The sequence below is a fragment of the Spiroplasma endosymbiont of Dilophus febrilis genome, assembly GCF_964030685.1.
Lineage (GTDB): Bacteria > Bacillota_I > Bacilli_A > Mycoplasmatales > Nriv7 > Nriv7.
In genome coordinates, this window is record NZ_OZ034912.1 from 617630 (window position 1) to 637834 (window position 20205).

26 protein-coding genes, 1 tRNA gene and 1 pseudogene are annotated in these 20205 nt (G+C 25.7%); 9 read left to right on the plus strand and 19 right to left on the minus strand.

Features of this window, described 5'->3' with window-relative positions:
• Positions 1 to 11: 11 nt before the first annotated feature.
• Entirely contained in the window at positions 12 to 710 is a 699-nt protein-coding gene (locus AAHF53_RS03295) for a hypothetical protein (RefSeq protein ID WP_342189463.1), read from the plus strand.
• A 126-nt stretch (positions 711 to 836) separates the two neighbouring features.
• Here the strand turns inward: AAHF53_RS03295 and AAHF53_RS03300 are convergent, their stop codons facing one another.
• The 15 genes from AAHF53_RS03300 to AAHF53_RS03370 all read right to left on the minus strand — a co-directional run bounded on the left by AAHF53_RS03300 (position 837) and on the right by AAHF53_RS03370 (position 9200).
• Entirely contained in the window at positions 837 to 1919 is a 1083-nt protein-coding gene (locus AAHF53_RS03300; RefSeq protein ID WP_342189464.1) for a DDE-type integrase/transposase/recombinase, read from the minus strand.
• A gap of 75 nt (positions 1920 to 1994) precedes the next feature.
• The gene (locus AAHF53_RS03305; protein WP_342189465.1) at positions 1995 to 2435 is read right to left on the minus strand and encodes a hypothetical protein; all 441 of its coding nucleotides are present in this window, start codon (positions 2433 to 2435) and stop codon (positions 1995 to 1997) included.
• A 200-nt stretch (positions 2436 to 2635) separates the two neighbouring features.
• Entirely contained in the window at positions 2636 to 4534 is a 1899-nt protein-coding gene (locus AAHF53_RS03310; RefSeq protein WP_342189466.1) for a hypothetical protein, read from the minus strand.
• Positions 4527 to 4910 carry a hypothetical protein gene (locus tag AAHF53_RS03315; RefSeq protein WP_342189467.1) on the minus strand — a complete coding sequence of 128 codons (384 nt, stop codon included), beginning with the start codon at positions 4908 to 4910 and terminating at the stop codon, positions 4527 to 4529. Before AAHF53_RS03315 ends, AAHF53_RS03310 begins: the two co-directional genes overlap by 8 nt.
• 2 nt (positions 4911 to 4912) lie before the next feature.
• Positions 4913 to 5158 (minus strand): hypothetical protein, encoded by a 246-nt coding sequence (locus tag AAHF53_RS03320; RefSeq protein ID WP_338967003.1) that lies wholly within the window; start codon positions 5156 to 5158, stop codon positions 4913 to 4915.
• 33 nt (positions 5159 to 5191) lie between these two features.
• On the minus strand, positions 5192 to 5494 hold the full coding sequence (locus AAHF53_RS03325; RefSeq protein WP_342189468.1) for a hypothetical protein: 303 nt from the start codon (positions 5492 to 5494) through the stop codon (positions 5192 to 5194).
• A 13-nt stretch (positions 5495 to 5507) separates the two neighbouring features.
• Positions 5508 to 6497: a hypothetical protein gene (locus AAHF53_RS03330; RefSeq protein WP_342189469.1), complete on the minus strand. Its 990-nt coding sequence runs from the start codon at positions 6495 to 6497 to the stop codon at positions 5508 to 5510.
• A 35-nt stretch (positions 6498 to 6532) separates the two neighbouring features.
• Positions 6533 to 6775 (minus strand): hypothetical protein, encoded by a 243-nt coding sequence (locus tag AAHF53_RS03335; RefSeq protein ID WP_342189470.1) that lies wholly within the window; start codon positions 6773 to 6775, stop codon positions 6533 to 6535.
• Between the two features lie 15 nt (positions 6776 to 6790).
• The gene (locus AAHF53_RS03340) at positions 6791 to 7021 is read right to left on the minus strand and encodes a hypothetical protein (protein WP_342189471.1); all 231 of its coding nucleotides are present in this window, start codon (positions 7019 to 7021) and stop codon (positions 6791 to 6793) included.
• A 164-nt stretch (positions 7022 to 7185) separates the two neighbouring features.
• Complete coding sequence (locus AAHF53_RS03345; protein ID WP_215825617.1) at positions 7186 to 7398, minus strand: hypothetical protein; 213 nt, start codon at positions 7396 to 7398, stop codon at positions 7186 to 7188.
• A 13-nt stretch (positions 7399 to 7411) separates the two neighbouring features.
• Positions 7412 to 7645: a hypothetical protein gene (locus AAHF53_RS03350; protein ID WP_342189472.1), complete on the minus strand. Its 234-nt coding sequence runs from the start codon at positions 7643 to 7645 to the stop codon at positions 7412 to 7414.
• Positions 7629 to 7769: a hypothetical protein gene (locus AAHF53_RS03355; protein WP_342189473.1), complete on the minus strand. Its 141-nt coding sequence runs from the start codon at positions 7767 to 7769 to the stop codon at positions 7629 to 7631. The genes AAHF53_RS03350 and AAHF53_RS03355 overlap by 17 nt, the downstream gene beginning before the upstream one ends.
• 12 nt (positions 7770 to 7781) lie before the next feature.
• A complete protein-coding gene (locus AAHF53_RS03360; protein WP_342189474.1) occupies positions 7782 to 8540 on the minus strand; it encodes a rolling circle replication-associated protein in 759 nt (252 codons plus the stop codon).
• Positions 8541 to 8752: 212 nt separating this feature from the next.
• Entirely contained in the window at positions 8753 to 9052 is a 300-nt protein-coding gene (locus AAHF53_RS03365; RefSeq protein ID WP_338966992.1) for a hypothetical protein, read from the minus strand.
• A complete protein-coding gene (locus AAHF53_RS03370) occupies positions 9045 to 9200 on the minus strand; it encodes a hypothetical protein (protein WP_338966990.1) in 156 nt (51 codons plus the stop codon). Before AAHF53_RS03370 ends, AAHF53_RS03365 begins: the two co-directional genes overlap by 8 nt.
• A gap of 236 nt (positions 9201 to 9436) precedes the next feature.
• Between AAHF53_RS03370 and AAHF53_RS03375 the strand changes: the two genes are divergently transcribed.
• Together AAHF53_RS03375 and AAHF53_RS03380 are read left to right on the plus strand one after the other, a co-directional pair.
• A tRNA-Gly gene (locus AAHF53_RS03375) sits at positions 9437 to 9510 on the plus strand.
• Between the two features lie 72 nt (positions 9511 to 9582).
• Positions 9583 to 9999, plus strand: a complete 417-nt coding sequence (locus AAHF53_RS03380) for a DxFTY motif-containing membrane protein (RefSeq protein ID WP_342189475.1) — start codon at positions 9583 to 9585, stop codon at positions 9997 to 9999.
• Between the two features lie 3 nt (positions 10000 to 10002).
• Here the strand turns inward: AAHF53_RS03380 and AAHF53_RS03385 are convergent, their stop codons facing one another.
• Positions 10003 to 10809: a phosphotransferase gene (locus tag AAHF53_RS03385; protein WP_342189476.1), complete on the minus strand. Its 807-nt coding sequence runs from the start codon at positions 10807 to 10809 to the stop codon at positions 10003 to 10005.
• Between the two features lie 76 nt (positions 10810 to 10885).
• Between AAHF53_RS03385 and AAHF53_RS03390 the strand changes: the two genes are divergently transcribed.
• The 4 genes and pseudogenes from AAHF53_RS03390 (at position 10886) to AAHF53_RS05660 (ending at position 12534) form a co-directional block, all read left to right on the plus strand.
• Entirely contained in the window at positions 10886 to 11422 is a 537-nt protein-coding gene (locus tag AAHF53_RS03390; RefSeq protein WP_342189477.1) for a cob(I)yrinic acid a,c-diamide adenosyltransferase, read from the plus strand.
• The gene (locus AAHF53_RS03395) at positions 11422 to 11598 is read left to right on the plus strand and encodes a hypothetical protein (protein WP_342189478.1); all 177 of its coding nucleotides are present in this window, start codon (positions 11422 to 11424) and stop codon (positions 11596 to 11598) included. The genes AAHF53_RS03390 and AAHF53_RS03395 overlap by 1 nt, the downstream gene beginning before the upstream one ends.
• On the plus strand, positions 11594 to 12040 hold the full coding sequence (locus AAHF53_RS03400; RefSeq protein ID WP_342190169.1) for a non-canonical purine NTP pyrophosphatase: 447 nt from the start codon (positions 11594 to 11596) through the stop codon (positions 12038 to 12040). Before AAHF53_RS03395 ends, AAHF53_RS03400 begins: the two co-directional genes overlap by 5 nt.
• Positions 12030 to 12534: pseudogene (locus AAHF53_RS05660) on the plus strand (TrmH family RNA methyltransferase). Before AAHF53_RS03400 ends, AAHF53_RS05660 begins: the two are co-directional and overlap by 11 nt.
• Before the next feature lie 31 nt (positions 12535 to 12565).
• On the opposite strand, the gene AAHF53_RS03410 reads toward AAHF53_RS05660, so the two are convergent.
• Positions 12566 to 13210: a hypothetical protein gene (locus AAHF53_RS03410; protein ID WP_342189479.1), complete on the minus strand. Its 645-nt coding sequence runs from the start codon at positions 13208 to 13210 to the stop codon at positions 12566 to 12568.
• Between the two features lie 372 nt (positions 13211 to 13582).
• Positions 13583 to 14320 (minus strand): UPF0236 family transposase-like protein, encoded by a 738-nt coding sequence (locus AAHF53_RS03415; protein ID WP_342189480.1) that lies wholly within the window; start codon positions 14318 to 14320, stop codon positions 13583 to 13585.
• 248 nt (positions 14321 to 14568) lie between these two features.
• Here AAHF53_RS03415 and AAHF53_RS03420 point away from each other — a divergent pair, with 248 nt between their 5' ends.
• Entirely contained in the window at positions 14569 to 19029 is a 4461-nt protein-coding gene (locus AAHF53_RS03420) for an ankyrin repeat domain-containing protein (protein ID WP_342189481.1), read from the plus strand.
• Positions 19030 to 19040: 11 nt separating this feature from the next.
• Positions 19041 to 19460 (plus strand): hypothetical protein, encoded by a 420-nt coding sequence (locus AAHF53_RS03425; RefSeq protein ID WP_342189482.1) that lies wholly within the window; start codon positions 19041 to 19043, stop codon positions 19458 to 19460.
• Between the two features lie 255 nt (positions 19461 to 19715).
• Here AAHF53_RS03425 and AAHF53_RS03430 read toward each other — a convergent pair whose 3' ends face one another.
• Positions 19716 to 20198: a hypothetical protein gene (locus AAHF53_RS03430; protein ID WP_338967666.1), complete on the minus strand. Its 483-nt coding sequence runs from the start codon at positions 20196 to 20198 to the stop codon at positions 19716 to 19718.
• Positions 20199 to 20205: the final 7 nt, after the last annotated feature.

Below are 20205 nucleotides of genomic sequence, written 5' to 3' on the forward strand. Positions count from 1 at the left end.
TTTGATTAACTATGAAAAAAATACTAGGAATCTTAGGAACAATAATAACAGCAGGAAGTGGAACATTAACATTAGTTGCAAACAGCCCCTCATCTATAAAAACAGAAGAAAAAATTTTAAAAAGAAGCAAACGATGAGGAGAGACCCAATGAATTTATATTCAAAACGAATGAAAAAATGTCGAGCAAGCATATCAAAATGCAGCAAATGAATTTCAAAGAACACAAAATCATTGACAATTTTCTCAAGCTCAACAACATTTTTTACAAGCTCAACAATCATATAATAATTCAGTTTGAGAATGACAACAAGGGTTAACACAGTGAGCAAACGAAATTAGAAATGAAAGAAATCAACAATGATGAATTCAGGTTGACACACGACAAAAAAGAAATGCAGGAAAACAATGAACAAGTAATAAAATAGATGCATTAGCTATAAAATTAGGTAAAGAAATAAAACCAGAAAGTAATCCAGTTCTAAAAAATAATGAAAATTTTAAAATTAAAACTGAAACACATATTGAAAGAGATATTTTTAAGGGTATAATTTCGGGAGTTACTGGTGTGATAGGATCAATTTTCGGAGGACCAATTGCTGGATTAATAATTGGCGGAGGTAGTTATGGTGTCTCTACTTTTTTAGATAAAGCATCTGATAATTGATGAGATAGTTTATGAGAGGGAATGTCTCAAGTTAGATTTAATTAAAGTGAAAAAATATTAATTTAATCTCTGTAAAACGAAGAAAAATATTCAAACCAGTAATTTTAATTAGTTAAAATTACTGGTTTTTGTTTTGCCAAAATAGAAAATAATTATTCAGACTTACAAAAATTACTTTGTTAAAAATTTTTGTAATGTTTGAAATGGCGATTTATTTTGTAATGATGAGTGACTACGTTCAAAGTTATAAAAGTAATAATATTTATTTAAATAATGTTGGAGTTCATTTTGATTTAATTTTTTATCCGTAGCATAAAATAATTTGGTATAATGTTGGTGGAATCGTTCAATCTTTCCGTTGCTCTGAGGCGAGCGGATTGGTGTGGTTTCATGAACAATTCCGTTTCTTGAAAGAAAGGTTGTAAAAGGCCTTTCTTTTACTTTGTATGATTTTTTATTACTTCAGTTAGAAGTAGTAAATTCAGGAGCATTATCAGTACGAAGGCGTTTAATGGTTATGCCAAGCTCGCTAAAATCTTTCATTGCTCTTTGTACGGCATTAATTGCGTTATTGGTTCCTAAACTATCATAAACATAACCAAATACTATCCGTGTTATTTCGTCAATGAAATCATAAATGTAATACTTTTTATCAACCGGAAAATTTGATGTGGTAATAATTTTAGCATCCATTTGTAAAAGACCAATCTCGGAAACTTCATAACGCTTAAAATGGCGTTTTGTTTGTTTAATTTGTTGTTTTAATTCTTTTCAGCGAGGGTCAGATTTAATTCAACGATAAAAAGTTTTGATGTTTTTAGGAACTTCTGAATTTTTAATATCGTGAAAACCGATTTTTAAATTGTTAAATAAAGACCACATTCCACCGGCTTGAAGATTTTTGTAATCAAAATATAAATCACATACTTTTTCACGAGAATTTAAACTATATTGATAATTAAGATTTTGTGGTTTTGTAGTTTTAAACAATAACAAATCTAAATTGTCAGAATAATAAGCAGTCATAATTTTTTCCGCCCAACGATAAAAGGTTTTCGTTGCATTCTTAAAATATTTTTTAATAAGTTTTGTTAAAGTGGTTTCTTCAATATAGAAATAAGTACATAAATTTAAATAGTTAGTAATGCGTTTTTTAGTTTTATAGTAATAAGGATTACGGCAATTAGCACTTAGTCAACTTTGGATTTTTGCTTTTAAATCCGCTAAATCAGCTTGAGAAATAATATATTTCATTTTTTAAAACTCCTTAAATTGAGAAAATCGTATTTTTTTAATACGATTTTCAATAATATTTATTAAATTACTAAATTAATGAGGCATTTCGGCAGAAAAAGATATTACGCCTCATTCTTGACGATAATTTTTATTAGAAAATGTAATTTTAACATCAACAAGTTTATCAATAATATATCTATCATAAGGAGTGTTACCAAAATTACCGCTAACTTTTTTTGCATTAGATTTATAAAAGTTTTGAACCTCCTGTCTAGTTGAATAACCATCATATCTAAAACTGTGAGAATCAAACTCAGTCCACACATGTATATCAGGAACAACATTAGAAGGCAATTGACTTTTAACATCATCAATATTTATAAACATAGTTGGACCCCCGTTAATTACCGTTAAATAGCTATTTGAAATCTCGGAAAATGAGAAATCATATTTTTTAAAATCGTTGCTATTTTTACTACAACCAAAAATAAACATTACACATATTAAATTTAAAGCTGATAAAAATTTTCGCATAAAGAAAAATCCTCCTTTCAAAGGAATTATATTAGACTTGGTACATAACCTTTAATTTTATCTACTATTTTGATAATATTATTTCCTAGGTGAAGTATAAATGTTAGATAAATACAAAGACGAAAATGAATTTTATAGTTTATTAAGAATAAAATGATATAGTTATGTACCAAGTCTATTATAAAAAATAATGGCAATATTTAAGAGAACTTTTTTAATATCATTAATAAGATTGCTAATGGCACTACAAATTCAAATAACATCTGAAATGCTGGAATAACTTCAAACACTGGAAAGGCGGTTTTGGTAAAATTAATCGTTGTTTTCGCAATATCCGCAAGGGGGCGAATTAAAAGATTAATCCCTGAAAGACCAAGTAATCAATTCAACATACTAACAGAAGCGTGCTGAATACCACAAGATATGGCACTAAATAAACCTCAATAAGAACAGTTGGGTGTAGGAATTAAGTCATCCATATTACCACTTATGCCGCCGCCAATAAAAGCTGTGGAATTCAAAATGTTAAAATCGTATAAAGAATAATGATATTCAGTACTTTCATTTTGTTTTTTATATAGCGGAAAAGTCAGTGTAAAAATATTAATCCCATACATCACATCGACGTTAGCGTTATAAAAATGCAGTTTATTACTAGTAGCGTTTCATAATTGGTTATCATACGCTTTTAAAACATTAAAATCTATTTGATAAGAACTTTTACCAGTATTAAAACTATTGGCAATTTGTTTGTCTTTAACAAAGAAATAAGAACGAAAAATCATATTCTTACTATTTTCGATTGTTGAACCAAAGTTAATTAAATACTGTTTGGGATAAAAAGTAATTAAGGAACGATAGAAAAATCCCATTTGTAAAACATTTTTAGGGATTTGTTGCATCCCTTTGTAATCTAATTCTACATAAGTATAGGCATCCATATCAAAACTGGCATAAAAGAATTGTACAAAAAACTCACCTAAAACTTTATAAATTTTATTAAATAAATCATTAATGAAATCAATAGTTAAATCTTTTTGATAATGAAACATAAAATCTTTAAAATCAAATTTTAATTTGTCATCATAGCGTAAAAAATGAAAGGTATTACCATAATAATTAACTTGTCCAAAAAAGGTATTAATAAAATCTCCTCCAAAACTTGTTCGCGAACCAGATTTTCAAAGCGATTTACCATTTTCTAAAAACTCATTATTACCTCTAATCCTACCATGTTCAGTTTTTATAGTAATAACATCACCAAAACTAGAAAAGGAAAGTTCTCTAAAAATAACTTTTTCAATGAAACCAGACGGATATGAATTTTTACGACTTAAACTAAATTTACTATTTTGTTTAAAACCATTTAATTTAATTGAAATTTCACTCATATATTTAAAATTATCATCAAAGAAATTAAAAATTGGAACTCAATATAAGTAACTATAATTAAATTTATCAAAATCTCGGCGTTGTATCATCAAATAGTCTAACTTATCTTGAAACTGATTATACTGATATTCACCATCATGTTTAGTTATTTCTGTAGGCAATTGTTGTTCATTATCTTTTTCAGGCAAAGGAGGAGGAGTATATACTGTTGCAGAAAAAGATATTACGCCTCATTCTTGACGATAATTTTTATTAGAAAATGTAATTTTAACATCAACAAGTTTATCAATAATATATCTATCATAAGGAGTGTTACCAAAATTACCGCTAACTTTTTTTGCATTAGATTTATAAAAGTTTTGAACCTCCTGTCTAGTTGAATAACCATCATATCTAAAACTGTGAGAATCAAACTCAGTCCACACATGTATATCAGGAACAACATTAGAAGGCAATTGACTTTTAACATCATCAATATTTATAAACATAGTTGGACCCCCGTTAATTACCGTTAAATAGCTATTTGAAATCTCGGAAAACTTTAACTCACAGCTATTACCACATTGACTGGGATTTGTAGCTCGTTTTTCTCGTTTCATAAAGGATTGTTCCATATTAGGTTTTGGTGGTTGTTTTGTATCAAAGAAGGCACCTAAAGGAACTAAACCAATAAACATTATAATAAATCAAGAAATAATCTTATCCATCTCATCACGCCTTAAAACTCTTTTTTATCGCTTTAAAAGCATCAGAAAATTTATATTGATTATGTTGTGGACATTCACAATTAACAACTTGCATTTGATGCTTTCTAAAAATTTTATTAAAGTAATAACCCCTAATAATTAACTTAATACCAGTTATTAAGAAATAAATAATTAATAATCAAATATAAACATTAAAAAATACACTTTGAAAATTTAATGGTATAAAATCTTTAAAAAATTTATCCCCTTTAATTTGAAGGACCGTTAAAAATATTCAAATTATAATAACAACACTATGAAGTATAATAAAAAAATGTATAAAACCTAAAACGCTTTTAAATCATTTAATACCTAATATTTTCTTTAATTTTTTCATTTTTAACTCCTTAAAATTAAATATATTGTTGATAAAATACAAATCGTTCCTAAAATTTGGAAAATCGGATGTTGAGAAAATAACCTTATCATTGGTTTAAACAAATCTAAAATTTTAATATTATTTGATAGAACTTTATTAAAATATTCTAAACCCTCACGCACATAGGCTCATAAACCTAAAAAGTCATTTAAAGCAAAAATAGAAAAAACAGCAACAAGAATAAATAAAATTATCAATTTAAACATTTTAAAAACCTACCTTTTTATTCGCCGTCCATGTTAGTTAACTCACGGTCTATTTTTAGGACTATTACCACTGAATTTCTTAATTGGACCACTAGATGATTTTTTCTTAGCTCCTCAATTAGCAACTGATTTTTGATATTTTTTACGAAAACCAACTTTTGGTCGTTCAATATGAATACCTAAAATACCACCAATTACAAGATTTATTACAAGCATAATTAGCGGAAAAATAATAATGCGAATATCTGTTCCAGGAATGGTTAAAGTTCAAATTAAATCAAAAACTTTATAAAACATATCGCCAATCAAACTAGCCATTTTTTCTAAGTTTTCCATCTTTTAAACTCCTTTACTTATTTTTCTTATTCAGATTATTTTTTAACTTAGTAAGTATCTTACTAAATTTTTCCATTTTTAAATATTCTAACGCTTCAATATCCATTACATTATCATTTCAAAATTTATGTTGATAATTATCATTCAAAGCACGATTACTTAATTCACGCAAGAAAGATAAATATTTATTATCATAAAGGTTTAAAATTGACATCGGAATTTTTAATTTAAAGAAATAAATATCTAATTCCGGAATGCTACGATACTTGATTTTGCGACCTTTTTTATCATTTTTAGCATTAATCAGAGTTAATCGTCATTGTTCGTATTCGCTTACCGATTTAAAAGTGCCATAAATAACTTGTAAATAAGGACGAAAGATACTAACTGGTTTTTTTCTAATGCCAACAATTATTGAATTCGCAATATCACGAACTTTAACTCATATATGTTCGGCTCGTTGTCCGCTTGCTAATACAATATGGGTAAATTGCCGTGCTGAAGCAAAATATTCTTGTAAACCTTGAGTTACTCTATCATTTTCTTTATAGTCAGTTCCTTCTAAAAATAAGTTGGTTTCATCTCATAACAGTAAATGCTTTTCTTCTAATATCGGATAATTATAATCTAATAAAGACATATGCCCTAATGAAAGCATTTGTTTATCCGTAATCGGAAAAGTAGAAATCGTTTTTCAACCACTCAATAAGTAAGAAGCTAAAACCATTAAAGCAGTTTTTCCAGTTCCTAAGGCACCAATTACTAAATTTAAAGGTGAATTTAATAAGAAATTAATAAAACTACGACGAGCAAAGAAATGAGAAATTTTAGTATATAAAACATACAAAGCAATTAATAAATAAATAATATCAAATAACATTCGTCAACTCTGAGGATTATAATAATACAAAATCGCACCATAAACTCACGCAATAATAAATAAAGTGCGATTTAAAGCGACAAAATCATATAATCTTAAATTTATTTTTTTAAACAATAGCATCACTTAAATCACACTTTCTTTATTTTTATTACTATCTATCTGCCAGGCATTAATTTTTCAAACATTTTGAAAGCGATTAAAAATAAACCAATAATCACGCCAAGCAAGAAAACTCAATATGTAGCAAAGAAATTAACAACATTTGGCATATTACCACCAATAATATCAGTTCAAATATTACCAAATGCTTTAATTAATGCTTTTCATAAATTAGTAACCGCTTGTTCACCAGTAACAGCTACTGGCGTAGTCGCTTCTGTTAAGAAAGTTCTAATCATACAATCACCCCCTTTCTAAACAAAATATGATTTAACCTTATAAAACAAAATAACCATAAATAAGATAATGAATACTAATACCATTCAAAAGGCGATATTTGCTATTAAAAGTCAAAGTAGTTCTTTAGTTAAATCAATTTCCTCGCCAGAAACTCACGCCGGAATAACTTTAATTTGAATAAATAAATCCCAAAAATACAATTTTGTCATTTCTCAATCTAAATCTTTTCAAGCAACTAAAAACATAACAATTACCGCTTAAAAGGTCAAAAGAGTAGAAAAATAATTGCTGAGAAGAGCATTACAATTATTAAAATTGAAAACAAAAATACAACTTGGGGTGGTAAATCGGCAGTTGGATAAATTAATTCAATTAACTCAATAATTATTTTTTTAAACATTTTCTAAACCTACTTTTTAATTTCTTTTTCATCTTGTTCTAATAAATTTCGTTTAAACTTTGCAATAAATATTCGTTGTGAATAAGTAAAATCTTTTGGCAACTGTTTTGCTTCACTACCATATTTCTTTTTATCTTTAAAAAACCGATAAATATTAACCGCAATATAGTATGCTAGTAATAATGTTAAAATCGTAAAAAAAACTAATCCAAAAATACTCATTTTTCTTTTCTCCTTAATTTTCTAATTTTTTAGTACACAAATCATAAGCACGAATATCTCAATCATAACTATTTTTCTTTATTCAAGCTCGAACACAGACTCACTTTTTACCATTTAAATCAGTTCTAATTAAGTGAATAGTATCTCTACAAGCTCAAAATCTTTGTTCTAATCCAGTTTTTTTATTAATAGAATGTATAAATTCTCGATGATAATTTTTATCTTTTAAATTAACTCATATTTTCATTTTTAAACTCCCAAGTTTTGTAGTGATTATTTTTAAAACCATGATTAACTTTAACCCGACTGTATTTTTTTCTAATTAATTTTGAATTTCTTTGTGAATGCATAACGATATAACTACGAGACATACTTATTAACTCCTAATATTTCATTTTTCTTAGTTGATTTCTAAATCTTAAGCTTTCTAACGAAGCATAATTTGCACTCTCAAAATCTACATAATTAATATTTTTAAATTCATAAATTACTCCACACATTTTAGTTTTAAACTTGTTAACTGCTGATTTTAGGTACTTTACAAATTCAGAATTTATGGTGCGATTAACAATATTATTCAAAGTATCGGTAAATACTTGTTTTCTAGTAATAGGATTTTGACAGTTGTAAGAGAATTGATAAGCCTTGATATTTAAGTCATACTGATTTAATGATTTTTCATTCAAGACATTTTTAGTAATATATTTAGAGCAGTATTTAACAACTGCTTCGTTAGTATCTTGTTTAACAACCAAATTTTTATTTAACCCATAAGGTCAGTGTTTAAGAACTAATTTATTTGGTATTTTTTTATCAAGTAAAATATGAAAATGTATAGCACCTCTTTGTTGATATTCATATGTATAAAAATATTTAATTTCTTTATTCTTTTTTTTAAAATAATATTTTATATTTCTAAAAAATTTTTTTAATTCTTTTTTACATTTTTTAACATCTGTTTCCTTTAACTTATAAGTCAAAGTTAAAAATGTAAGTTCTTTAACTGAAAAATTATGATATGCCTTTCTAACAGCACTACATTTAGCACGCACATTACTATTTAACATTTTGGTTTTTCGTTCTCCTTTATTTTTTAAGCCACTAACATTACGAGTATTTGCTTTAATGCGTTCTAAGGGCATAACAACATTACGAATATATTGACCGTAATAAATTGGTTTTCATATAAAAATCAGTTGGATTTTGAGCTTGTAAATTCATATTTTTTGCTCCTATTTTAGGTTTTCGTTCAGTTGTGTTATTTAATCAAGTAATAGTCGGCTTCGCCGACTAACCCGCTAGCGGGCGGGGCATACGCCTTCCGCACCGCTTCGCAGACCGAAGTGATTATCAATTAACTGGACAAGTTTTTTTGATTTTTTGATAATTCAATTTTTTGCAAGTTAACTATTTTGGGGGTTTTTTCAAAAGTTAATTCGCAACTAAAAAATGATTTAACATTTTCTTTTAACAGTTTATAAATTTCTTGTTGTTCTAGATTGTTATCATCAATTCATAAAGCCTTTTGTTCGCCGGTAGGCTCAAATAAGTCATTTTCATAACGCAAAAATTCGGCAGAATAACCTGACATCATAGAGCCATCTTTATTTTTAAATATTTTTCTTTTTATACTAACTAATTTAACTTTAAACATTATTTTTTAAATTCCTTTTACTTTTATTTTTTAAAATTTTTTTAATATGATTAATAAATTTTTTCTCACAAGCAACATGCAAATATCGTTTATCACTAAATAGATGTAAACACCAGCGACATATTTTATAATCTATCGTTCCTTTCAAAATTTAAAAACCCTTTTCATCGCAAGAATTACAGATTCCAACTGTATTTTTATTACCAACAACATAACTTTCGTTGTCGCATTCAATACAAAATATTACTGCCAAAAGAAAACACCCCCTAAAAGTTTGTAGAAAACAAAATCTTGTCATATGTATATGGTTTCTACAAAATTTTTAGTAAAACTTATTGCTTCTTATTTTTAAATGTGATATATTTTGTAATGAACTTACATTATGCGAGTGTAGTTTAATGGCAGAACTTCAGCCTTCCAAGCTGATTGTGTGGGTTCGATTCCCATCACTCGCTCCATTAGATAAATAAAACTAGACTTTTAGAAGTCTAGTTTTTTGTTGTATAATTCATGAGAGTGAGGAAATAGTGATGTTAAGTAGTGAAAAGATGCGAAGTGATAATAAGTTAAGAAGTATTTTTTTTGTTGTGTGGCAAGCACTAATCCCTGGGTTGATGATTTGATTACTTTTAGATCCGCAATTAAATTTATTAAAATTGAATTTTAAAGATAGTATTGCTTTTGGATATATGTTTTTAATTGGAATGGGAATGCTACTATATGCTTTTATTACAACATTAGTTTGTTTTTTATGTGGTTATCATCAACAAGAACAGTTTATTTATAGTATTATTGTGATGTTAGAATTTGTTGTGTTATATTTAACTAGTTTATGATTATTATCAGTTTTTTGACGCTTTATTATTGCCATCTCATTAGCTATTTTAGGAACTTTAGTGATGACAATTATTGTGATGACAATTACAAATTATTTTTATAAAGAATAATAACTAAATAAATAATAAGTCATTTGTTCAACCTTTTTGTAACTCTTCGTATTTATCATTTAATATTTCTTGATAGATTGATGATGAAGTTTGTTCTCATAGGTAATTGGCTCAATAGCATCAAATTAGGTTTTGATATTGAATTCATCATCAAATCGTTTTAACATCAGTTATTGTTAAACTAAATTCGTGTAAAAAATGATTAATTAAATTGTTATTACGATAAATAGTTTCGCTAATAAAAGAAGCAATATCAAATAAGGGGTCGTTTTTCATTGCATATTCATAGTCAATAATATAAATTTGTTGCTTAGTAATTAAAATATTGCCAGGAACTAAGTCATTATGGCAAAGTTTTAATTCTTGGGGTTCATAGTTAGTAAAAAAATTAATTATTTTTTGTTCATCACTAGTTAAATTTTGTTGGGAAGTATTTACAAGTCCTTTAAATAGTTCTAATTGTGATTTTCAGTTTCAAGTTTTAATAGTTGTAGGAATTTCTATTTGATGTAAATCTTTAATAAGATGAGCAATTTTCTTAACTAATGAAGGAGTTATTTTAATTTGCGTTAAATTTAAAGCATCTTTAATATGTTTAGTAATATAAAAGAAATATTTATCATTTTGAAAATAATCAATAACCGGAACATTAATATTTTTAACTAATGGTAAAACTAGTTGTTCAGTTTTATGGTCTAAGAAAATATCACAAAATGGTTGTGATTTACGAATAATATAATCTAAATAAGAATAATTAATATTTGTTAAACCATATTTTGTTAATTTTGCTTTAGTTCAATTTATTTTCATATCATACCTCCCAAGTAATTAATTTTATTATATAATGACAATGAATAAATATATTATATTATCTGGAGGTTAAGTAATGAATCAAGAACAAGGATATCTTCATATTTACTGTGGTGAAGGTAAAGGTAAAACTAGTATTTTAAATGGAATGACAATTAGAGCCTTAGGAAATAATTGAAATGTAGTATATTTTCGTTTTTTAAAAAATCGTCCTACAGGTGAATTAATATTTTTTGAAAAGCATACTAATTTAACAATTCTTGATTTTTATCATTCATCAAAAAAATTTTTTTGAGAAATGAATGTTGAAGAAAAACAAGAGTTAAAAGCTGAAACAAGAAAAGGTTTTGAAGTTTTAGTAGCAAGTTTAAAAAATTCTAATATTGATTTAATTGTTGTTGATGAGATTTTAGGTTGTTTACAAAATCAATTAATTTATGAAGATGAATTAGTGTTAGCATTAGAAAATAAAGCTAAGAATATTGAAGTTGCCCTTTCAGGAAGATATTGTCCAGAAAAATTACAATCAATTGCTGATTTAATTAGTGAGGTAACGCCAACAAGACATTATTCAGAAAAGAATATTTGGGCTCGGAAGGGTATTGAGTATTAATGATAAAACAATTATTTTTAGCAACTACTAATGCTAATAAGTTAGAAGAATTTCAAAACATATTAGGGCAAAAATACGATTTAAAGACACTTTTAGACATTAAGCAGTTTCTGGGTACTTGAAATTGAAGATATTGAAGAAACAGGAGCGACATTTATTGAAAATGCTTTAATTAAGGCAAGAACTTTAAGCAAATTATTACAAAAACCAGTCTTAGGTGATGATTCTGGATTAGAAATATTAGCATTAGATAATTTCCCGGGAATTTATTCGGCGCGTTGGATGGATACTACTGATGGTTTTATGCAAGCATCTAATGTTATTTTAGAAAAGATGATGAATATTAAATTCCGAGATTGTCGGTATGTTTGTGCTCTTGCTTTTGTTGATGTTACTAAAAATATTGAAAAAGTGTTTGTCGGTTCGTTAAATGGTTTAATTCATAGTGAACGCCAAGGTAATTATGGTTTTGGTTATGATGCTATATTTTATTTACCAGAATATAAAAAAACGCTAGGTGAAATAACAGCACAAGAAAAAAATCAAATATCACATCGTGCTATAGCAATCCAAAAGATGGTTAATTGAATAAATAAGGAAGATAATAATGAATACTAAAATTAACATTGTTTTATATGAACCAGAAATTGCTGGTAATGTTGGTTCGATTATGCGAACTTGTGTTGCTATTAATGTGAACCATTAGGGTTCTTTTTAAATGATCGTTTTATTATTGGCTCATCTGCTAACTATTTTGAATTTTTACAATATGAAAGTGATGAAGATTGAAATAGTTTTCTTAGTAAAAATCCTCATGCTAACTTATTTTTTTCTACAAGATATGGTCAAAAACCACCTAGTGCCATTGATTTTACAGAAAGTGAAACACCAATGTATTTAGTATTTGGTAAAGAATCGTCGGTTATTCCAAAAACGATATTACAAGAGCATTTGAATCAATGTTTTCGTTTACCAATGAGTATATTAATACTCGCAGTCTTAATGTCGCTAATGTTGTTTGTACTGTAAGTTATGAGGTTTTACGGCAATTAGATTATTTAGATTTATCTTTAAATGAAATTCAGAAAGGTAAAGATTATTTACAAAATTAAAAAGCTGGTAATTCAATTACCAGCTTTTTGTTTAATTTAATGTATAAAAATCTTTAAAATCATTAATTATAAAGTCACGAACTAGTCGTGTTAAAGTACTACGATTATATGCTGGTTTTTGCTTAAAGTCGCTGTTGCTAGTTAACATATCATCAATACCATCAACAGCGTCACCTCATTTATTAATAAATCAGCGATATTCACCATTTTTAACAAAAAATATTGTGGGAATACCATTTCCAGGGAGATAATCTGGGTCAAAGCCGTTCTTAATGTTTTCGTTGGTTGCTCATAAGTTTTTTTGTGATTTTTTTAATCATTCAAAAGTATTCTTAACTCACTTAGTTTCAAAAAAAGTTTTATTTCAAGTATTATCATTAGCACCTTTAAAGTCATAATCACTAACAAAAGCATAGCGATTAATTTTTAAATTTTCATCTTTTAAATCCAAAATATCTTTGTCTCAATCTTTTTCTTGCATTCAAAGATCTCATTGTTTTGATAATGTTTGACATCCTGGACAATTTTCTGATCCAATATAACCAATAAATGTTTCTTTATTTTTAATTTTTAATATTATTTCATCATAATTGCTATTACACGCAGTAACAGATATTATAGGTAATATTGTTAAAATAAAACTGCTTTTAATACTCAATATTTTTTTAAATTGCATTTAATTCACCTCTATAAAAATAAAATCAAAACCATTATAACATAAAGTTATTATTTTCTTGTTATATATATGATAACTGGTCGCGTTTAGTTTTCTTAGGTATTTTTTAAAAAAGAAAAAATAGTCATTTACTATAAATTATTTCAATATGCAAATTAAGTATATATTTCTTATGTATGATTTTTGTTGTAAAAAATTATTTTAATGTTGTTTTTATAAGCATTTTACTTAGTTTTTATAACCTTTTATTAAGAATATGTTTGTTAATATTAAATATTTTGTTTTATTAATTATTTTTCAAGTAAAAAGGTAATAAATTTTTAGTTGCTTTTCTTTCAAAATTATTCAAATCTTTACCCACCTAACAAAACTTTATGCGCCCATTAATAAATCACGATAATCCATCGTATTTATTTGTTTACCAACTTTTAACATTAGAAAATGACCTCGTTTATTTTCTAACTCTCTACGAGCATTTTTGTATTTTTTTTCTTTATGTCCGGTATGAAAAGTAACTAAACGAATTCTTTGGTCTTGTTTAACTTTCTGATCTAATGTCGCTAAAAATGTTTCATCTAGTTGAATATATAAATTCTTATTTTTGATATCAATTCTAGTTTTAGTTTCTTTTTCTGCTAATTGAAAATATTCGGCAATATTGTATTTATTTAAAATATTTGAAATACTACTTTTTGAAATATAACAATGATTTAGAGCATCTAAAACATCGCGATACCGTTTACCATCGCCCAAAAGACTTAAAACTTTAAATTGGACATCAAAATAAATGCGTTGTTTGGGCAATAAACCAATTTCTTTATCTAGTAAACATACATATTCGAATTTACCTGATTTTTGATTTCAATATTTATATCGGCGTCGTTTAAAAGTAACATCACCAAAAATTGTAATAATTGTTCTTGATGCAAAATGAACTACTTTATAACCTTGTTTTAACCGATAATGATATTTATATAAATATTCATCTAATTTTTCGTATTCATTAGTTAATTGTTTGCATTTATTGGTGTACATATTTTTATGCGTTGTAAATAAGTTTAATCAATGCTTATTTTCTAAGGTTTTTACATTATTATTAATTTCTAACATAATAAGTTACCTTTCTTGATAGTAATTTTAATAAAGTTTAGTTAGCTTATTTTTCTGCTTTAATGATAAATATTTTTTTAGAGCTAGTATTCAATATCCTGAAAAAATGATATAAATTCTTATTTTAATGATTTATAATTAATTTGTATTAATTAAATTTTATAAATTTAAGAAAAGGTTTACGGGATGATTACTATAAAAATTTATTAATTTAGTAAAAATTGACATAAAGGTAAAGGATTTAATAAATGAAAAAACTTTTAGGATTATTAGGAACAATTTTAATAACTGGCAACGCCTTGCCGACCGTGATTGCAGCTGCTCCTAATCGAAAACAAAGAACAAAAACTAAATTATTAAATAGTGAGCTTAATTATTCACAAACAAATAATTTAGAAAATCTCCAAAGAAGTAAAAGACAAAACAACGAAGATATTTCAAATACTCCAAAAATACAAGATGAACAACAATCTCAATTTTCATCAAATTCAGATAATCAAATTGATATTATTGAAAAAGAAGTTACTCTGGATAAAAATTATTCCGAAGGTATTAAAAAAATATTACAAGAACTGATTGATGAAAAATATATTGATCCATTAAGAAGTATCAATATGGGCGGACTTATAAGCAAAGAACTTGATAATAAAACAATTATTTCTAAATTAGAAGAATTAGATCCTAAAATGATTAATTGAATTAAAAAACAACAAAATAACAAAGAAAAAATACTAATATTAACATTAAAAAATAGTAATAATAAAAGGATAAAATTAGTAATTAATTTAAATAATCTTTATTTACTGGGATTTATTAATAATCAAAATCAATATTTTTATTTTGATGATGAACTTTTAGAAAAAATAAAACAACATAATCAAGAAGAAATCAAAAAACTTAATAATTTAAAGGAAAAATTAAATAATTTAAAAGAAAACAAACTTTTATTTAATGAAGAAAAAGTAAAAGAATATTTACAACAAAAAAATGAACTTATTCCACTTAAAGAAAAAGAAAAAAAAATTAAAAAATTAAATTATAATAATGAATTAAATTCTTTAAATAAAAAAATTAATAATTTACAAGGTGAAAATTTAAAAGATGAAGAAAAAAAAATTAAAGCTTTAAATGAATCAGTAATTAAAAAATATAATTGTCAAAATATTAATTTAAATTATACAGGAGCATATACAAGTGACGGTTTAAATGTTGTAATAAAAGAAAATGGAAAACTCGATAAAGGAAAAGATATTATTATTTCAAAAGATACTTTAAATAATGCAATTACAAATTTAACAAATTATCATAATAAACAACAAAATCAATCAATAAAAGATGATTTAGTAAGAATGATTTTTATTACAAGTGAAGCTATGAGATTTCAATGTGATGAAAAAACTTTAGAAATTTTTGCAGAAATTAAAAATACCAATGAATTAAAAAAAATCATAGCTGAGAGTCAAAATATATTAATAAATATTCAAGAAAAAATATTTATTAAAAATCAAAAAATAAATTGAAAAGATTATACATCACAATTAAGGGGTGATTGAAAAAAATATTCAGAACAATTCAATAAATTTAGAATAGAAATTTGAAATGAATTAAATGAATTTAAAAAAATTTTTAATTTTATTAATGATTCAAAATATGAAGTAAACGAATTTCTAACAAAAATATTAGATAATAATGTAGAGAAAATAAAACAAATTTTAAAAATTGCACAAGAAACTAATTTAATTCAAAAAATAAATAAATATGATTTAGATAATAAACAAGCTATTATTTTTTTGCTTAGTATAAAAAAAGATATTATTACTTGAAAAAAAAGATTAGATAAATTATTTCCATTAAAAAACTGAAAAGAAATAGAATTTGGTTGTTTTAAATTTTTACATGTAACAATTTTACAACGCAACCTTGATTTAACTAAATTACTGATTAATATTGATGCTGGTACTACTGATATTAATCCTCAATATAAAAATAGCTTAAGTCTTTTATATTATGCAATAGATACAGGCGACATTCAAATAGTAAAATTATTGATTGATAATGGTGCTGATGTTAATTTTCAAGATGAAAACGGTTTAACTCCTTTACATTTTGCAATAGAGAATGCAATAGATACAGGTGACATTCAAATAGTAAAATTATTGATTGATAATGGTGCTGATCCTAATGTTTTAGATTGTAATAATGATTTTATTTCACCTTTACATTATGCAATTATAAAAAACAAAAAAGAAGTGGTGGAAGTGCTTTTAAAATCAAAAAACATTAAAAATAAAATTAATAATAAAAGTTATCTAAATATAGGATGTTTACATTGAATAAGTTTAAATTCAAAAAATATAAATAATTTAGAAATAGCAGAATTATTGATTGATAATGGTGCTGATGTTAATCTTCAAGATGAAAACGATGCAACTCCTTTATACTATGCAATAAGTACCAACAATAAAGAAATGGTTCAATTATTAATTAATAAAGGAGCTAATATTAAAAATATAACTAAGAATGGTTTAACCCCACTATATTACGCAATAATTTTAGACAATAAAGAAATGGTTCAATTATTAATTGAAAAAGGTGCTAATGTTAATATGCAAGATGAAAACGGTTTAACTCCTTTACATTTTGCAATAGAAGAAAATAATCAAGAAATGGTTCAATTATTAATTAATAATAATGCTGATGTTAACATTAAAATAACATCAGATGGTGCAACTATTTTACATTATGCAATTCTAAACAATAAAAAAGAAATGGTAAAGTTATTGATTAAAAAAGGTGCTAATGTTAATAAAGGTGTAAATGGTTTAATTCCTTTATACTATGCAATAAGTACCAACAATAAAGAAATGGTTCAATTATTAATTAATAAAGGAGCTAATGTTAATATGCAAGATGAAAATGATTTTTCTCCTTTATACTATGCAATAAATGAAGAGAACATTGAAATCGTTAAATTATTGCTTGCCAATGATGCGGATGTTAATCTTCAAAATAAAAATGGTTTAACTCCTTTACTTTATTCAAAATATAACAAATATATAAAAATTGAGAATCTTTTTAAAAATTTTAAAAATTTAAAAAATAAAATAGAATCATTAAATGAACAATTAAAAAAGATAAAAATTAATGAACAAAAAACAAAAATTAATAACAATTTAAAAAAATCTGAGGATAAATTAAAAAAATTATTGTATGTTACACTTGATAAAAAAATATATACGCCAATTTATACACAAAAAACAATTACAGAATATGAATATAATGCTGGTATAGGACAAAATAATTTAAATGCACCAACACATCAAAATAATCTATATGATGTTCCTGCAGATAATAGTTGTTTATTTTGGTCTGTGGCAACAGCTTATTTATTGCCGGTCCGAAATAATTATGAAGAATTTAGAGCAAGATTCATTCAATTATTTGGTGAAGAAAATTTAAAAAATATATTACATCTTCAAAAATTACTACAACAATATGATTTAATAAATAATAGAAATTTAAATCAATTATGATATAAAGATGTAATAGTAAATAATTTAGTCACAAATGTTTTTCGTAATAGTGTTGAGGATTATATTGAAAAAAATTTAGATAATCCTATTCAAAACAATTCTAATAGAAGCCAAGCACCAACTTTTAGAAATCTTATTCAAGAAAATAATGAAGTTGCTTCTAACTACTTAGAAAGAATGCGACAATCTTCATCGTGGGGTGGGGTGCCAGAAATAATAGCAATGAGTAATATTTTAAATTCTAACATTAGTGTAAATAATGACGGATCTTATCAACCCGTGCATCAAAATGCAAATAATAATAACATCGCGATATCTTATGTTGAGCTTGAAAAAGGTTCGGGTATTAACAATCATTATAATTTTGCTTTAACACCAGAAGAAGATCAAACAAATCACCCTATTGTTATTAATGACAATCAGGGAAATGCCCCGGTCGTTGATATAACCAAGAGACCAGATAATTTACTACCAATCACGCCAAAACCAGAGGCGAACGCAATTAAATTAGCAGTTGATGATCATGGTCAATACCACGCCAATTTGGCCAACAACAATAATGATGATGATGCTAATCAAGGTAATAATATTGCCAAAGCACCAGAACCAGCAACAACCCCATTGCAAAAAGATGAATATCATTTTGTAGATAAAAAAACAGAAGATGATAGTTTAAAAAATGATGAAAATTTAGAAATTAACTTAATTAAAAACAATAAAGACGAAATAAAACAAAATGCCTCGGCAGGAAATCAATCCATCAGTACAAATATTGAGAATTTACAAACAACAACTGCTGAGGCAATAAATCAATACAACGCTCTTTCAAAAGAAGAAAAATTAAAAAAATTAAATGAAATTAATCGTTATTATCAAACATTACCGGAAAACGATAAAAAAACTTTTAAAGAAAAATTAACAAATACTGGATTAGCAGCTTTAAGTGGGGGTGCATTAACAGCTTATGGAACCAAAATAACTGTTAGTGGCACCGCCGCCGCTACTGGTGTTACAAATGCAGAAGCAATGGAAATGGCCCCGCTCTTATCAACAAGCACAACAGAAAGCTTGGCCGCCGCAGAAACAATTACTGTTGCCGAAACAGCGGCGGTTGAAGGCGGAGTTATAGCCGGAGAAGCTGGTACTGTGCTGCCGCTCTGGCTCCGGAAACCCTAGGCCTATCCTTAGTGATTGGAGGATTGGCAATTGCCGGAACATGAATGTATTTGACTTTTCATCATCATGCAACATCTGATATTGCGTTGCCAACTTCAATTCATCATAATGTTTATGATAACATTGAAAAATGATATAAATTTCTAGCCCATGATCAATTAAAAATTAAAATTAACAAAAATACATGAAATGAAATTAAACAAAATAAAAATTCACAAGCAACCATTACTAAAATTATTAAAAATAAATTTATTATAAATGACCATTCTGGCTGAGGCGAAAGTGTCACAAATGAAGATTTCAATACTCTCGTAAAAGTAATACTGCTTCATTTTGAACAAATAAATGGTTATTTTGAAATATTAGATAATGAAAATGATGGTTTTGTCATTATAACCAACACTGAAGGTGATTGACTAGGAATAGAATAAAATTTAACATTATTAATTAAAAGAGAAAAATATTTCTTATATGTGTTATGTAGAATAACCTAACTTCAAATTTTAATTTTAATATATTTGTTAATTATTTAAATTAAGATTAAAAATATTTTTACTAAAGCAGTATTTAAATTTAAATACTGCTTTTTTATTTTGTCAAAATAGAAAAAATGAAAAAATTGTTTAAGAGCAGTATCGTCATATAAAGCTACATTTTGGGGTAGCGATTTTAACAGTTTAATTATTTTAATTAAATTCAGTTTTAAATTCTAATATTTTTCATTTGGCATATCTTTCATTTTTATCTCATTCTTGTACTTTCATTTTTATGTTTTTTAATTTTTTATTTTGATATGATAAAAAATTTTTATTTTCTCAATATCTTGGTTCACTGTTTTTTTCTCAATTTAAATCATATTCTAATGATTTTAATATCGGTATTGTAATCTTGTCATTTTTATCAACATAAAATTCTCAATCATTAAGTTTCATTCGCGGAGGCAAGTTTTTGGGCATAAATTCATTTTCTACATTAACTTTTATTTCTCATTTTTGATTTCACTTGCTGTTGTCATCTTTTGATGATTTAAGTGTTAATTTTGATTTTTTTAAGTTTAAGTCGTATGACTCATTCTTAATTTGTAATATTGGTTTATTTTCTTTTTTAGAACACCCGACTATTGGCAATGTTGTCAGCCCCAAAAGAGCTATTATATTTAAAATTTTCATAAATTTA